Below are 15774 nucleotides of genomic sequence, written 5' to 3'. Positions count from 1 at the left end.
CACTTATTTCCGCTCCTATGCTATTATAATAGACGTAACCCCCCCCAATACATTATATAGTTTTTGCTACACCCCATAAAACGAAATACCTTCTCCTAAAAAGGTCAGCTACCCCGCTGACCTTTTTTATTTCATAGGAAATTACGTCCTATGAAACAAAAAACGCTCCGCGAGGATGCACACTCGCGCGAAGCAGAAACATGTCGCAAGCGACCGCGCTCGGCGCGAGAATGTGCCAAGGCACATTCTTTTTTATTACCTAAAATTAGGGGCGTGAAAATAACTTGTGTAATTTTGGGAAATCCTGTAAAATATGGGCAGAAAATAACATGATTGTGAAAGCGGTGAAACCGCTGGAAAGGGAAACAGATGGAGCAGATCAATCGCGACGCGCTATTTTGCGACGAGACAGAGGATTACCGTTGTCCTTCGGAGGCAGATGCGGGTGAAGTCGTTACATTTTATTTCAGAACAGAGAAAAATGGAGCAGATGCGGTTGTACTGCTGGAATATGACCCGGAGACCGGGGCGCTTTTGCAGGAGTGGCAGATGAAACGGCTTTCGTGGGAGTGCTGTGCTGGCAGCGTTGGGAACGGTGCAGATACAAATCGAGGCATAGATGGTAGCGGTATGGCTGACAAGTCAGACAGCCGTTTTGATTACTACAGCTGTGCGCTGACTCTGGGAACGAAAACATTTTCGTATGTATTTCAGGTAACCTGGGGCGAGAACGTCTGTCTTTACAACCGGATCGGGCTGACAGAGGATGCGGCGGCGCACCCGTTCCGCCTGATTCCGGGATTTCATGTGCCGGAGTGGAGCAAGGGCGCGCTGATGTATCAGATCTATGTGGATCGGTTCTGCAACGGCGATCCTACAAACGATACGGAAACCAATGAATATATTTATCTGAAAAAGCCGGTCACCCGGGTGACGGACTGGAAGGAACCGATCAGTACACTCGATGTGGGACGGTTTTACGGCGGTGATCTGCAGGGTGTTTTAGATAAACTTGATTATTTAAAGAGTCTCAAGATAGAAGCAATCTACTTAAATCCGGTATTTGTATCACCGTCGAACCATAAGTATGACTGTCAGGACTACGACCATATCGATCCGCATTATGGAGTGATTCTGGAGGACGCAGACGGGCTGGTGTGCCCGGAAGATACGGACAATGACCGCGCACATAAATATATGACGCGGACGGCGGATGAGCAGAACCTGGAGGCGAGCGATGCCTTTTTTGCCCGCTTGATTGAGGAAGCGCACAAGCGGGGAATCCGGGTGCTGGTGGACGGTGTGTTCAACCATTGTGGTTCTTTCAATAAATGGCTGGATGCGGAACTTCTGTACCAGCACGCGGGCGGCTATCCGCAGGGGGCATATGTCTCGGAGGACAGCCCGTATCGCTATTTCTTCCAGTTTCACAATGAAAATGCCTGGCCGTTTAATGACAGCTACGATGGCTGGTGGGGACACGCGACGCTTCCGAAGCTCAATTACGAGGAATCGCCGGAATTGTACCAGTACATTCTGGGGATTGCGAAAAAATGGGTATCGGCGCCGTTTGGAGCAGATGGCTGGCGGCTGGATGTGGCGGCAGATCTGGGGCGGAGCGCCGGGATGAACCATCAGTTCTGGCGTGATTTCCGCGCGGCAGTCAAGGAGGCAAATCCGGAGGCGGTCATGATCGCGGAACATTACGGCAGCCCGTATGACTGGCTGAAGGGCGATCAGTGGGATACGGTCATGAATTATGATGCATTTATGGAGCCGCTGTCATGGTTTCTGACCGGGATGGAGAAGCACAGTGACGAAGAAAATCCGGCTCTGTTTGGGGATGGATGCGCCTTTTTTGAGGCGATGCGCTACCATATGAGTGAAATGCCGACGGCTTCCGTGCAGTGTGCGATGAACGAGCTGTCCAACCACGATCACTCCCGCTTTATGACGCGGACAAACCGCCGGGTGGGCCGTCTTGCGTCGGCAGGTGCAAAAGCAGCGGAGGAAGGCATCAGCTATGGCATTTTCCGCCAGGGTGTTGTCATGCAGATGACCTGGCCGGGCGCACCGACGATCTATTACGGCGACGAAGCGGGCGTCTGTGGATGGACCGATCCGGACAGCCGCCGGACGTATCCGTGGGGCGGGGAAAACCTGGAGCTGATCGAGTTCCACCGCTACATGAGCGGCATCCGGAAACGCTGTCCGGCATTTAGAAATGGTTCCCTGAAAGCGCTGGCGGCGGGAGATGGCTATATTGCCTATGGACGTTTTCAGAGTGCTCAGAGAGCTGGCGGCGCGTGCTGCGGCGTGACGGCGGTCAATACAGGTGATGAGTGGCTGACGCTCAAGATTCCGGTCTGGCAGATCGGGGCGTGCGACGGGGCGGTCCTGCGCCGGGAAATGATGACCTATGAGGACGGTTACAACGCCGGACAGGTTGAACATGAGGTAAAGGACGGCTATATCGAGGTGAAAATCCCACCGGTCGGAAGTATCGTTTTGACGGGAAATGATACGGCATTGTAGGAAATGCGGCTTCGACAAGATATATGATTTCTGGCAGTTGAGCGAGAAGAATCAAAAGCAGGAAAAAATGGAAATAAAAATATTAAATAAAATATATAAAAACACTTGCTTTTTTGAGACAGCCATGTTATAATCTTCAACTGTCAGAGCAATTTTGGATGGGTTCCCGAGTGGCCAAAGGGGGCAGACTGTAAATCTGTTGCGTCTCGCTTCGGTGGTTCGAATCCACCTCCATCCATTTGGCTTTGTGCCAGTCATGAGTAATCATGATGCCGGCGTGGCGGAACTGGCAGACGCACAGGACTTAAAATCCTGCGAGGGTTAAACTTCGTACCGGTTCGATTCCGGTCGCCGGCAGTATCGGGAACAGTTTTTAACTGTTCCCGATTTTGCGTTATACGGACGTATTTGCAGCGTTGGTTTATATCAGGATATAGAAATCCTGTCATAAACCGGCGCTTCTTTTGCATATAATACAAAGCAAAGGAGTGAAAACATGTCTGCATATCATCGGTTAATATCATATATCTATGCATACGAGGGCGGAATCAAAGGGAAAAATACGGGATTTGCGAAATTGGAGACGCGGGGAACTTCCTGCCGGATTCAGGTCAGCGTCCGCCGTGTCTTTGCGGGCGGCAGCCCGATCGGCGTATACCTTCTGGCAGGGCAGGAGGAGATCCGTATCGGCACCCTGTTTGTCCGTGGCGGAAATGGGGAGTTCCGTGCCGTCGTCAATTGTGAAAATATTGAAGGAAGCGGCTGCAATATGGAAGAGTGCTGTGGTCTGACTCTTCATGAGACGGACAGCGCATGGCGTGCCTATACGACGATCTGGGAAGATGCCGTCGCGCATGCGGCAGAGGTTGAGCTGGCGGATGTGACTGCTGAGAAAGTGCGGGAGCAGGAAGCAGAGAAGGAAGAGGCAACGCGGAAACTGGCAGAGAATGTATCTGGGGAAGTGAACAGTGCGTCTGTAGGGAAAGAAAAATTGGATGAGGCGTCAGAACTTACCCGGTCGGGAGAAATGGAGAATCAGGACACATCCACGGAGACAGAGAAGAAAGAAGATGTGAATATAAACGAAACGGACTTCGGAATCAGCCAGCCCCAGCCAGAAAAGCTGGAGGATTCAAACCTGGAGATTTTCGAGGACACGGAAACCATGGAAGCGGTTCCAGATATCTCAGAAACATCCGATCATCAAGAGGCAGAAGTTGTTCAGGAAACGCAAACGGAAACACCGCAAGAAAGTTTTCAGGAATCCACTCAAGAAGTGCAAACGGAGACACCGAAGGAAAGTTTTCAGGAATCCTATCAGGAAGCACAGACAGAGGCGCGACGGAAAGATTCTCAAGAATCCACCTGGGAAGTCCGGAAAGAAATGCCTCCAGATTCTCCACCAGACCATCAAGAGGCATTTCGGTCGGACTCTCAAAATCAAAAACAACCGCAACCAGATTCATCCAAGGAATTTTCGAAAGAAGATCCCGCCGAGTCCCTCTGGAACCGTCTGCGTGCTGCCTATCCCAAAGTAACCGCCTTCGAATGCGCCGACGGCTGCGAGATTCTGGTAATCAAACCGCAGGATATCGGGCTTCTGCCGCGGGAAAACTGGGTGTATGGAAATAACAGCTTTCTTCTGCACGGTTACTACAACTACCGATATCTGATTCTGGCGAGACTGGGGAAACCCGGCGAACGGGGGCGCTACATTCTGGGCGTGCCGGGACATTATGGAAACAATGAAAAATATATGGCGGCGATGTTCGGCTTTGACCGCTTTGTCCGTTCCACCCGCCAGCCGCCGCGCGACAGCCGGTTCGGGTATTGGTATACGGATTTGAATTTTACATAAAAGCCGGTCGCTCCTTTTACAGAACTCTTGACAAAGGATAGCTTTTCTGGGTAGGATGGATATAGGTCAAATGCTTTCAGGTGTTTGGTTGGCAGCGGAGCAAACTTGCCGGGAAACTGAGATAAGGATGTCTGTTGTTGGAAGCGGATAAATTTGAATGGAGGAAAAGATAGAAATATATAAAACAAGAAAGAGGAAAAAACAGTGGCAGCAAAATTGACACAGGAAGAGAAATATATGAAAGCGGCGATCCGCGAGGCGAAGAAAGCCTGGGCGCTCGGAGAAGTGCCGATCGGCTGCGTGATCGTGTATGAGGACAAAATCATCGGCAGGGGTTACAACCGTCGGATGGTCGATCATAGCGCGCTGGCACATGCGGAGATCGCGGCAATCAAAAAAGCGTGCAAGCGCATGGGCGACTGGCGCCTGGAAGAATGTGAGCTGTACGTGACGTTGGAACCATGCCCGATGTGCGCAGGGGCGATCGTGCAGGCGCGGATTCCAAAAGTTTACATCGGTTCCATGAACCCGAAAGCCGGCTGCGCCGGTTCGGTACTGAATCTTCTGGATGAAAAAAGATTCAATCATCAGGTGGAGACAGAAGAAGGACTTTTGGGCGAGGAATGTTCGATGATGTTGAAAGAATTTTTCAAAGAATTGCGTGAAAAGAGAAAAAAGAAGAAAGAAGAAAAAGCTGGTGAATGATTTCCACCAGCTTTTTGCATTCCATATTTCCCATTCAAACCGAAAAATACAGTCCTTATTTGATTACGTGGATCCAGCCCTCCGGAGCTTTGATGTGACCCATCTGGATGCCGGTCAGTGTCTCATAGAGTTTCTGGGTAACCGGACCCATCTTCTCCATACCTGCCGGGAAGCAGATTTCCTTGCCGTGGTCAACGATCTTGCCAACCGGGGAGATAACAGCTGCGGTACCGCACAGACCGCACTCTGCGAAATCCTTTACCTCGTCTAAGTATATTTCACGCTCTTCGGTCTCCATGCCGAGGTAATCTCTTGCAACCTGCAGGATAGAACGGCGTGTGATAGACGGAAGGATGCTGTTGGACTTCGGGGTTACCAGCTTGCCATCTTTGGTGATGAAGATAACGTTTGCGCCGCCGGTCTCCTCGATCTTGGTACGTGTCTGCGGATCCAGATAGATGTTCTCATCGAAACCGTTCTTATGAGCATCTACGATCGCATGCAGGCTCATCGCGTAGTTTAATCCGGCTTTGATGTGACCGGTTCCGTGAGGTGCTGCACGGTCGAAATCGCTGACGCGGATGGTGATCGGTTTAGCGCCGCCCTTGAAGTACGGGCCAACCGGTGTACAGAATACACGGAACTGATAGATGTTTGCCGGTTTAACGCCGATGATGGAATCATAACCGAACATATACGGGCGGATGTACAGGGTTGCACCGGAACCATACGGCGGTACGAATGCTGCGTTGGCTTCTACTACTTTTGTGATGGCGTCTACGAAGCGCTCCTTCGGGAATGGCGGCATTTCAAGACCTTTTGCGGAATTCTCCATACGCTCGCCGTTTAAGTCAGGACGGAACGTAACGATATGGCCGTCCTCGGTCGTATACGCTTTCAGACCCTCGAAGCAAGTCTGTGCATACTGCAGAACACAGGCACATTCATTCAGGGTAATATTCGGGTCGGAGGTAAGGACGCCTTCGTCCCAGGAACCATTCTGGTACATGGAAACATAGCGGTAATCCGTTGGCATATAGCCGAAACCGATGTTGCTCCAGTCGATGTTTTTCTTCTCCATAATCGTTGCTCCAATCTTACAGAATTTTATGATTTAGTAACTGTTTGACTTTTTGCAGTCGCTAGATTTATACCTATTATAATGATTTCTTTCTTCTGTTGCAAGATTCTGGGATAAAAAATGATAAAAAAACAATAAAATGTATTCTTGTGTATTTTTATACAATGCTTGTTAGTCAAGCTCCGGCTTGACAAAACGGCGGCTGCCATGTATACTAAACAGGCTGACGGTCTGCAGGTCATTCCGTCATATAAGATCAAGTCATAAAGTTTCCGCACAGCCGGGGAGTTAGCGGTGCCCTGTACCTGCAATCCGCTATAGCAGGGGTGTTGTCCGACCGAGGGCGTTTTTACTGTGGGGCTGCCCCTGAAAAGTGGCGTTGAAGTCTGGGTCTTGCGCAACAGAAATCTGTGAACCGTGTCAGGGCAGGAATGCAGCAGCACTAAGCAGAAGCTTCTGTGTGCCGCAAGGCAGCCTGGACCGAGTTAACTGTCAGGGTAACGTCCATGGCATACGTTCGAAGCCGGGCGTGCGGATTTTTTTATTTCATAGGAGATTGCCTCCTATGAAATAAAAAATAGAAAATAATAGATACAGAAACAAGCATTTTTGCAGGTGTGTGAATATAGCCGGGATATGTGGAATTTGATTTGCCAAGGGGTAGGAATACCGTGCCGGAGCAGATTAAAAGCGCGTATCCCGGTATTTTTATGTCTATGATATTTGTAAGGAATTTTTTCTTGCCCGCGGGATATGATTGTATTATAATTACAAAATGGGTGTAGTTTATCCTGATATGGGGGTTGTTGGAAATTTAGAATAAAGGTAACTGTGAAGGTACTGGACGGTTATGAAGAAAGGGAAAGCGCTCATGAGAAGAATCGGTATGTTAACCAGCGGCGGCGACTGCCAGAGCTTAAATGCGACGATGCGAGGCGTGGCAAAATCGCTGTACAAGATGTTCGATGACATAGAGATAGTTGGATTTGAAGACGGCTATAAAGGTCTTATGTATGCAGACTACCGGATTATGAAACAGTCGGATTTTTCCGGGATTCTGACACGCGGAGGTACGATTCTGGGAACTTCCAGACAGCCTTTCAAGCTGATGCGGATGCCGGACGAGAACGGTCTGGATAAAGTGGAAGCGATGAAACACGCCTATTACAAGCTGAAACTGGAATGCCTCGTCATTTTAGGTGGCAACGGCAGCCAGAAGACGGCAAATCTGCTGCGGGAGGAAGGACTCAATATCGTTTCTCTTCCGAAGACCATAGACAACGATCTCTGGGGCAGCGATCTTACGTTTGGATTCCATAGTGCGGTTGATGTAGCGACCAATGCCATCGACTGTATTCATACGACGGCGGCGTCTCATGGCAGAGTCTTCATCGTGGAGATCATGGGCCACAAGGTGGGATGGCTGGCGCTCTATGCAGGCATCGCGGGCGGAGCTGACATCATTCTCCTGCCGGAGATCCCGTATGATATTGATGTGGTGGTAAATGCGATCCGCAGCCGTACTAAAAATGGCAAGAATTTCACGATTCTGGCGGTCGCAGAGGGCGCGATTTCCAAGGAAAATGCAGCCCTGACCAAGAAAGAATTAAAAGAAAAGAAGAAAAATGGACCGGTTTATCCGTCGGTCGCTTACGAGCTGGGCGCCCAGATTTCCGAGCGGACGGGGCAGGAGATCCGTGTGACGGTTCCGGGGCATATGCAGCGCGGAGGCGAGCCATGCCCGTATGATCGCGTGATTGCGACGCGCCTCGGCGCGGAGGCAGCAGAGATGATCCGCCGCAAAGAATACGGCTATATGGTCGCTTTAAACAACAATAAGATTGAAAAAATTCCGCTCGCGGACATTGCCGGTAAATTAAAGATGGTCGATCCGAAGAGCGATATTATCCGGGAAGCTAAGGATGTAGGCATCAGCTTCGGCGACGAATAGTAAGGAAGTAGTAGTTTATGTCATATACAGCACTGTACAGAAAATGGCGTCCGACGTCCTTTGAAGAGGTCCGGGGTCAGGACCATATCGTAAAGACCCTGAAAAATCAGATCAACTCCGGGCGGATCGGGCACGCGTACCTCTTCTGCGGGACGCGCGGAACCGGTAAGACGAGTATTGCCAAGATCTTTGCACGGGCAGTCAACTGTGAACATCCGGTGGACGGCAGCCCCTGCGGCGAGTGCAGTATGTGTCGCCAGATTGCGGAAGGAGCTTCCCTCAATGTGGTGGAGATCGATGCGGCATCCAACAATGGTGTGGAAAATATCCGCGATATCCGGGAGCAGGTGCAGTACCCGCCGACGGACGGGCGCTACCGCGTCTACATCATTGACGAGGTTCATATGCTTTCGATTGGCGCGTTCAATGCGCTCTTAAAGACGCTGGAAGAACCGCCGTCCTACGTTATATTTATCTTGGCGACGACGGAGGTCCACAAGATCCCGATCACGATCCTGTCCCGGTGCCAGAGATATGATTTCAAGCGGATCTCGATCGATACCATCGCGGGACGGCTGGCGGAGCTGACGCAGGCGGAGCAGATCGATGTAGACGATCGGGCACTTAGGTATGTGGCACGTGCGGCGGATGGCTCGATGCGAGATGCGTTAAGTCTTCTCGATCAGTGCGTGGCGTTCCATTTCGGGGAAAAGCTGACGTATGACAATGTGCTCGAGGTGTTGGGCGCGGTCGATAACCGCGTGTTCAGCAAGCTGTTTCAGGCGGTGCTTGCAAGTGATACGAAGGCGTGCATCCGTGAGATTGAGGAAATGATCATCCAGGGGCGCGATCTTTCGCAGCTTGTCAACGATTTCGTCTGGTATATGCGAAATCTCCTGATTGCCAAGACGACCGACGAACCGGGCGATATGCTCGATATGTCGGAGGAAAATCTGGCAGTTTTAAAGGAAGAGGCGGCAGGCGTTGATACGGAAACGCTGATGCGTTACATCCGTATTTTCTCGGAGCTTTCCGGGCAGCTGCGCTACGCGTCGCAGAAGCGGATTCTGGTGGAGATTGCCTTTATCAAGCTGACGACGCCGTCGATGGAACAGAATCTTGATTCCATTTTACAGCGGATTACGCTATTAGAGCAGAAAATGCAGGAAATGCCGGACAATTTACAGAAACTGGCGTCCCTTGCACCGGCAGCGGGGCAGGCTGCATCCTCCAAAACGGCTGTGGTGGAAACGCCGCCTGAGCCGAAGATGGTATCCCTTCCGCCGGCACAGTACGAAGATCTGATGCTGATGCGGAAAGAATGGGGACGGATTGCGTCCCTGAGCCAGCTTGTGGGTTCGATTAGGCTCAGTCTTCCCAAGACAAGTGTAGAACCGGCGGGCGAAGGCTGCCTTTGCATTGTGTGTACAGATGAAAATACGTTTGGAATTATCAATCGGGAGCCTGAGCTTAAGAATTTGCAGGAAGTAGTGCAAGAAAAATACAAAAAGACTCTGCAATTTAAAGTCCGTTTAGAATCATCTGCTGTGCCGCAAAGAACGGTTTATGTCAGTGATGAGGATTTAAAGAACGCAATCCATACCGATGTGATTGTCGAAGAGGATGATTCCGTGTAGTGGAGCTTGCCAAAGATGAGCCTTGTTTTGTAATGTAAGAAGCTGTGATTAAATGCAGATAAATGATATTAGTGGGTTTATATGATATATAGAACCGGCTGCAATCGGCAGCCAGTCTGAATATAAATAAAAAGAAGTGAAAGAGAGGAATGACACCATGGCAAAACGTGGCGGTTTCCCAGGCGGTATGCCGGGCAATATGAACAATTTAATGAAGCAGGCGCAGAGAATGCAGCGCCAGATGGAAGAGAAGCAGAAAGAGCTGGAGGAGAAGCAGTACAGCGCATCCGCGGGCGGCGGCGCTGTAACCGTGACCGTATCTGGTAAAAAAGAGGTTCTTTCCGTGAAACTGTCTGAGGAAGTAGTGGATCCGGATGATATCGAGATGTTAGAGGATCTGATCGTGGCGGCGACCAACGAGGCATTCCGTCAGGCGGAAGAGGACAGCAGCCAGATGATGTCCCAGTTGACCGGTGGCCTTGGCGGTCTGGGAGGCGGATTCCCGTTTTAAGCGATGGATTATTACAGCAGCCAGATTAGCAAGCTAATCGAAGAATTGTCAAAACTTCCCGGAATCGGAAGTAAATCGGCGCAGCGTCTTGCATTTCATATCATCAATATGCCGGAAGAACAGGTCAGGCACTTGTCCGGCGCGATTCTGGAAGCCAAGCAGAATGTGCGTTACTGCAAGGAGTGCTGCACATTGACTGATAAGGAACTATGCCCGATCTGCAGCAGCGACCGGCGTGATCATGAGACGATCATGGTGGTGGAAAATACGCGCGATCTGGCGGCATATGAAAAGACAGGAAAATACAACGGGGTCTATCATGTGCTGCATGGAGCGATCTCCCCGATGCTGGGGATCGGGCCGGGCGACATCCGGCTCAAGGAGCTGATGACTCGCCTGCAGAAAGAGGAGGTTCGTGAGGTCATTATCGCAACCAACTCAAGCCTGGAGGGCGAGACGACCGCGATGTATTTGAGCAAGCTGATTAAGCCGACAGGGATCCGGGTGACGCGAATCGCCAGCGGCGTTCCGGTCGGGGGCGACTTGGAATATATTGATGAGGTAACGCTTCTGCGCGCGCTGGATGGGCGTACAGAGCTGTAGCCGGTGAGCAAATAAAACGTTACTGGGCACGTGTGCGTGAACAGTAACAATAAAACTTCTGCCGCGGCAGGAAGTTAGGAGATGCATAAGATGGATAAATACGAGTTTAACATCAAGGTAGAGCAGATTAAGAAACTGGTTAACAAGGGAGATTTCGAGACGGCGATGAAGATCGCCGATACCATCGACTGGCGTCGTGTACGCAGCACCAGCCTGCTTACGATGATTTCCCAGATTTATGAGAAAAATGCAGAGTATCAGGATGCCAAGGATATTTTATTGCTGGCATATGAGAGAGCGCCGCTTGGAAAGGGGCTTTTATATAAGCTGACTGACCTTGCATTGCGTGAAAATAATATTCAGGAGGCAGAGGCATATTACCGGGAGTTCTGTGAGCTGTCCGGCGATGACCCGCGCCAGTACCTGCTTCGTTTCCTGATTCTGGAGGCGAAGGATGCGCCGTTAGAGCAGCAGATCAATTCTCTGGAGAGATATTGTCAGGAAGAGCTGGATGAGAAATGGCTGTACCACCTGGCAGAGCTTTATCATCAGGCGAACCAGGCGGACGACTGTGTGCGGATCTGCGACAAGATCATGCTGATGTTCGGTCTTGGCAAATATGTGGACAAGGCAATGGAACTGAAACTTCAGTATGCGCCGCTGACGAAATATCAGATGGATCTGGTGGAAAACCGCGAGAAGTACGAAGAGAAGCTGCGTGCGGTGGAAGAAGAGTACAAGAACGGTACATACCGCAAGCCGGAGCCGGAAGGAGAGTATCTGGATACGGATGAGCCGGAGGCAGAGCTGGACGACGAACCGGAGAACGAGCCGGAGGGACAGCCGGAGCAGGCAGAGCCAGAAGAGAAGGCTGGAAAACCGAAAGCTGAGACAAAACCGGCGGACGAGAAAGTAGAAAAGGCTGCGCTGGACGAGGATGTAGTAGCAAGCCTTCATGAAGCACAGGCGGAAGAAGCGCTGGCAAAAGAAGTGTCCAAGATCAAGCCTTACGATGAGGAAGAGGGCGCATCCGAAGGGGAGACACGTGTTTTCAGGAATCTCCGCGACCTAGAGCCGGCAGAGGCAGAGGAAAAGAGCGAGGAAGCTCCGATTCATGAATTTGAAGAGGAAGAGGAAACCATAGTGGAAGACTGGGATTTCGAACCGGAAGAGGAAGAAGAGGAGATCAAGGAATCAAATCATCTGATGATCGAGGCGGAAGATCCGGCAGCCGGTCTTGCGATGGCACTTGATTCCCTGAAAAAGATTCACCGCGAGCTGGGAACCAAGCATCCGGTTGCCAAGATCAGCGGTGCAAACCTTTCCCATCGCGGCATCGCATCGGTGGCGGAGCGCCTGGCAGGCAAGGATCTGGTGGTCGAGCATGCAGCTGATCTGGACGATTTGACGGTGGAAGAGCTGGAAGAACTGATGACACAGGATGAAACCGGCATGGTCGTTGTTCTGATTGATACGCAGGCACGTTTAGAGCAGATGCACCGCGCATATCCGGCATTAGCAGAGCGTTTCCAGTATATCGGCTGTGAAAACCAGAAAGACGATGCAGCGAAGCTGGCACAGGCGCGCGAGGAAGAGCTGAAACGCCAGCAGGCGCAGCAGGAAGCAGAAGCAGCCAGAAAACGCCAGGCAGAGCGTGAAGCGGAGATCCGCCGTCAGGCAGAAAAAGAGGCAGAGGAAAAACGCAGACAGCAGGAAGCAGCAGCCCGCCGTGAGGAAGAAGAGCGCGCCAAGGAAGAAGCACAGGCACTGGCAGCCAAAGAGGCAGAAGAAGCGCGTAAAGCGGAGGAAGACCGCCGTCTGGCAGAGCGGCAGAGAGAAGAACTGCGCCGTCAGGAAGAGGCGAGACGCGATGACGAGCCGGAGTATGAAGACGAAGAAGATCACTACGAGAAGGACGAGTATGAGCCGGAGGATGATTATGCGCGTGGCGGCTATCGTGATGATTATAAGGACGATTACAAAGACAGCTATAAAGACGAACGCGAGGACGACGAGTATTCCAATTATCCAGAGGATGAGCCGGAAGAGAAACCGTCCAAAAAGTCCGGCGATATGGATGTTGAGGAGTTTGTTCAGTACGCCTGCAAATATGCATCGGAGATCGACTGCAGTATTTCGGGAAAGAGCATGCTGGCTCTGTACGAGCGCGCTGAGATGATGGAGGAGGACGGAGAACCGCTTACCAAGACAAGTGCCGAAGATTTGATCGAGGAAGCTGCAGATAAGGCGGAGAAGAAATCCTTCAGCGGACTGTTCTCATCGAAATATGATAAGGATGGACTTCTGATTCTGAAAGAGAAACATTTCTTTGATTAATTAAAACAATTCGAGAAATTTTAAAATTAAAACTAATTAGTAAAAGAGAGCGCTGCGGGGGAATGCTTCCCGGCAGCGTTTTCTGGTAGTGGACAGTAAAAAGAGATACGGGAGAGAAAGATGGGAACACGGTTAATAGCCCTCGATTTAGATGGGACACTGTTAAATGAAAAAATGCACGTGTCGGAAAAAACAAGACAGGTGATGGAACTGTGCGCGCAGCGGGGGATTGAGATTGTCCCGGCGACCGGGCGCGCGCTCCCGGCAGTGCCAGAGGAGGTTTTGAGTCTGCCGGGCGTCCACTATGGCATATTTACAAATGGGGCGGTCGTCCGGGATTTCGGGAAAAATACCTGGGTGTCGGAAAGCTGCCTGAGCTGGGAAGAGACGATCCGGGTGATTGAGGTGCTGCGCCGGCATCCGGTTATTTACGATATGTATGTATCGGAGGGCGGCGTCAGCGAGACGCGATTGCTGGCACAGCTGGAAGAATACGGGATACCGGAACGTGAATGCGCCTATATCCGGGCGACGCGCCGGGCAGTTACTGACATGGTGGAGTATCTGCGGGAGAAAAAAAGCCCGGTGCAGAAGATGAATTTAAATTTTAAGGACCGGGAGAGCAAGCAGGCAGTCCGGGCAAAGCTGGAAGCGATGCCGGAGGTTCTGGTGACCTCCTCGCTTCCGTGGAATCTGGAACTCAACGCGGCGGGCATCACAAAGGGGAGCGGGCTGCGGAATCTCTGTCAGTATCTGGGAATTGAAGCGGAGGAGACGATGGCATTTGGAGACGGCGAAAACGACTGGCCCATGCTGGAGGCAGCAGGAATCGGCGTAGCGATGGAAAATGGCGCCCCATTTTTAAAGGAACGCGCAGACCGGATTGCCGCTTCGAACCGGGAAGAGGGCGTAGCGGAGGCGATCAGACAATGGGTGCTTATATAAAAGAAAACTGGCTGTTCGTGGTGGTGGCAGTCTATCTGGTTTCCATGGTACTGTACGGGCATTACCGCGGATTTGTCCGCCTGGCAGTCTCGGCCGTTTCCCTGGTGCTGTCGCTGGGGGTGGTTCATTTTGGTGCGCCGTCTGTCGCGAATCTGCTTCGCAGCAATGAGGTGGTCTATCAGGCGGTGGAGGACAGCGTGACGAAATTTATTCAAAAGGACGATGAGGCGGAAAATGAGGCAGCTGACGCGGCGCCGCCATCCGTACAGCGCAGTATTATTGAAGAAATGGAGCTTCCGGAACAGTTAAAGGATGCGCTTCTGGAGAATAATAACAGCGAAGTTTACGAGGCGCTGGGTGTAAGCAGCTTTACCCACTACGTCAGCCGTTATCTGGCAAACAGCCTGATCAATATTATAAGTTTTTTTCTGCTGTTTGCAGCCGTGTTCGGCGGACTGCGTGTTCTGTCCGTATCGCTCAATGTGGTCTCCCGGCTGCCGATCATATCGGGGCTGAACCGTCTGGCAGGTGCCGTGCTGGGGGGCGCGGAAGGGATCTTTTTCGTCTGGATTGCAGCACTGCTTATTACACTGTTCTCGGCAACGGCGATTGGTGAACTTTTCCTGAACCAGATAGAAAGCAATATCTGGCTGACCTGGCTGTATGACCACAATATGCTTGGAAGCATCCTGATGGGTGTTGTGAAACGGATTATTTAAAAGCGTATAGAGAAAAACTGTGATATTGAAAAACGGCACACCGCATTCTCGCTACTTAGTGATGAGTTAGGTGTGCCAAATTTTTTATTTCAGTCGAGAAGACTCCCACCTCTTTAGGTGGCGAGTAATAGCAAATTTGTCTCAGTGGGAGTTGGGTCTTCGGCTGAGATAAACGCTTCGCGAGGATGCGCAATGATTCTGTATGGAATATGTCAGCGAAAAAACAAGTGAAAATCGCTTGACAAGTTAATGCTGAAATGGTAAACTTTAACTCTAACGTGTTTTGACGTTGGTCTGCATATGCAGGGAAAATCGAATATCACAGGTTTTCTTATTTGCGAAAATGTTTTGAAAATTAAGAAAAAATAGTTGACAACGACAACTGCCTATGATATGATATTCAAGCTGTTGAGTGAAAGCTCAGTTGCAAAAAATAAAATAAAAAAGTTGTTGACAAAGATAACTGCTTGTGGTAATATAAATGAGCTGTCAATGAGACAACAACAAAGAACCTTGAAAACTGAACAGTATGTAAAACCCTGAAAATTCTAAGAACAAAGGCTTTTGGTTAAGCCTTGAAGTTCAAGAGAACATTCAGAACAAAACCAAAACAACAGTAATAACGGTTAAAATTAGCCAAGCGAATTTTGACTGGAATCAAAACTTTAACATGAGAGTTTGATCCTGGCTCAGGATGAACGCTGGCGGCGTGCTTAACACATGCAAGTCGAACGAAGCAATCTAACGGAAGTTTTCGGATGGAAGCTAGATTGACTGAGTGGCGGACGGGTGAGTAACGCGTGGGTAACCTGCCTCACACTGGGGGACAACAGTTAGAAATGACTGCTAATACCGCATAAGCGCACAGGACCGCATGGTCCGGTGTGAAAAA

General features: G+C 50.6%; 11 protein-coding genes, 2 tRNA genes, 1 rRNA gene and 1 other RNA gene. 14 read left to right on the top strand and 1 reads right to left on the bottom strand.

The genetic code is table 11. From position 1 onward, the window contains the following. The first annotated feature begins 369 nt into the window (after positions 1 to 369). The 5 genes from C7U56_RS13690 to tadA all read left to right on the top strand — a co-directional run bounded on the left by C7U56_RS13690 (position 370) and on the right by tadA (position 5098). Positions 370 to 2535 (top strand): glycoside hydrolase family 13 protein, encoded by a 2166-nt coding sequence (locus C7U56_RS13690; RefSeq protein WP_107001688.1) that lies wholly within the window; start codon positions 370 to 372, stop codon positions 2533 to 2535. 156 nt (positions 2536 to 2691) lie between these two features. Next, positions 2692 to 2773 (top strand) — tRNA-Tyr (locus C7U56_RS13685). A 33-nt stretch (positions 2774 to 2806) separates the two neighbouring features. Continuing rightward, positions 2807 to 2892, top strand: a tRNA-Leu gene (locus tag C7U56_RS13680). 139 nt (positions 2893 to 3031) lie between these two features. Then, positions 3032 to 4393 (top strand): DUF6128 domain-containing protein, encoded by a 1362-nt coding sequence (locus C7U56_RS13675; RefSeq protein WP_107001687.1) that lies wholly within the window; start codon positions 3032 to 3034, stop codon positions 4391 to 4393. Between the two features lie 204 nt (positions 4394 to 4597). Then, positions 4598 to 5098 carry a tRNA adenosine(34) deaminase TadA gene (gene tadA, locus C7U56_RS13670; protein ID WP_353956891.1) on the top strand — a complete coding sequence of 167 codons (501 nt, stop codon included), beginning with the start codon at positions 4598 to 4600 and terminating at the stop codon, positions 5096 to 5098. A 55-nt stretch (positions 5099 to 5153) separates the two neighbouring features. Here the strand turns inward: tadA and C7U56_RS13665 are convergent, their stop codons facing one another. After that, positions 5154 to 6179 (bottom strand): branched-chain amino acid aminotransferase, encoded by a 1026-nt coding sequence (locus C7U56_RS13665; RefSeq protein WP_107001686.1) that lies wholly within the window; start codon positions 6177 to 6179, stop codon positions 5154 to 5156. Positions 6180 to 6451: 272 nt separating this feature from the next. On the opposite strand from C7U56_RS13665, the gene ffs reads away from it, so the two are divergent. From ffs to C7U56_RS13620, 9 genes are all read left to right on the top strand, one after another. Next, an RNA gene (gene ffs, locus C7U56_RS13660) (signal recognition particle sRNA large type) lies at positions 6452 to 6714 on the top strand. Between the two features lie 336 nt (positions 6715 to 7050). Then, positions 7051 to 8130, top strand: coding sequence for a 6-phosphofructokinase (locus tag C7U56_RS13655; RefSeq protein WP_107001775.1), 1080 nt, complete (start codon positions 7051 to 7053; stop codon positions 8128 to 8130). Positions 8131 to 8147: 17 nt separating this feature from the next. Beyond that, entirely contained in the window at positions 8148 to 9767 is a 1620-nt protein-coding gene (dnaX, locus tag C7U56_RS13650) for a DNA polymerase III subunit gamma/tau (protein WP_107001685.1), read from the top strand. 157 nt (positions 9768 to 9924) lie between these two features. Continuing rightward, complete coding sequence (locus C7U56_RS13645; protein ID WP_022359050.1) at positions 9925 to 10278, top strand: YbaB/EbfC family nucleoid-associated protein; 354 nt, start codon at positions 9925 to 9927, stop codon at positions 10276 to 10278. A gap of 3 nt (positions 10279 to 10281) precedes the next feature. Further along, the gene (gene recR, locus C7U56_RS13640; RefSeq protein WP_022359051.1) at positions 10282 to 10881 is read left to right on the top strand and encodes a recombination mediator RecR; all 600 of its coding nucleotides are present in this window, start codon (positions 10282 to 10284) and stop codon (positions 10879 to 10881) included. Positions 10882 to 10971: 90 nt separating this feature from the next. Then, complete coding sequence (locus C7U56_RS13635) at positions 10972 to 13218, top strand: hypothetical protein (protein WP_107001684.1); 2247 nt, start codon at positions 10972 to 10974, stop codon at positions 13216 to 13218. Positions 13219 to 13338: 120 nt separating this feature from the next. After that, on the top strand, positions 13339 to 14163 hold the full coding sequence (locus C7U56_RS13630) for a Cof-type HAD-IIB family hydrolase (RefSeq protein ID WP_107001683.1): 825 nt from the start codon (positions 13339 to 13341) through the stop codon (positions 14161 to 14163). Next, positions 14148 to 14882 (top strand): CvpA family protein, encoded by a 735-nt coding sequence (locus C7U56_RS13625; RefSeq protein ID WP_107001682.1) that lies wholly within the window; start codon positions 14148 to 14150, stop codon positions 14880 to 14882. Before C7U56_RS13630 ends, C7U56_RS13625 begins: the two co-directional genes overlap by 16 nt. Positions 14883 to 15548: 666 nt before the next feature. After that, positions 15549 to 15774: ribosomal RNA gene (locus tag C7U56_RS13620) — 16S ribosomal RNA — on the top strand; the annotation flags it as partial.

The sequence above is a fragment of the Clostridium fessum genome, from assembly GCF_003024715.1.
Classification (GTDB): Bacteria; Bacillota; Clostridia; order Lachnospirales; family Lachnospiraceae; genus Otoolea; species Otoolea fessa.
The sequence above is the reverse complement of the archived record's forward strand: the minus strand, read 5'-3'. Positions and strand labels throughout refer to the sequence as shown.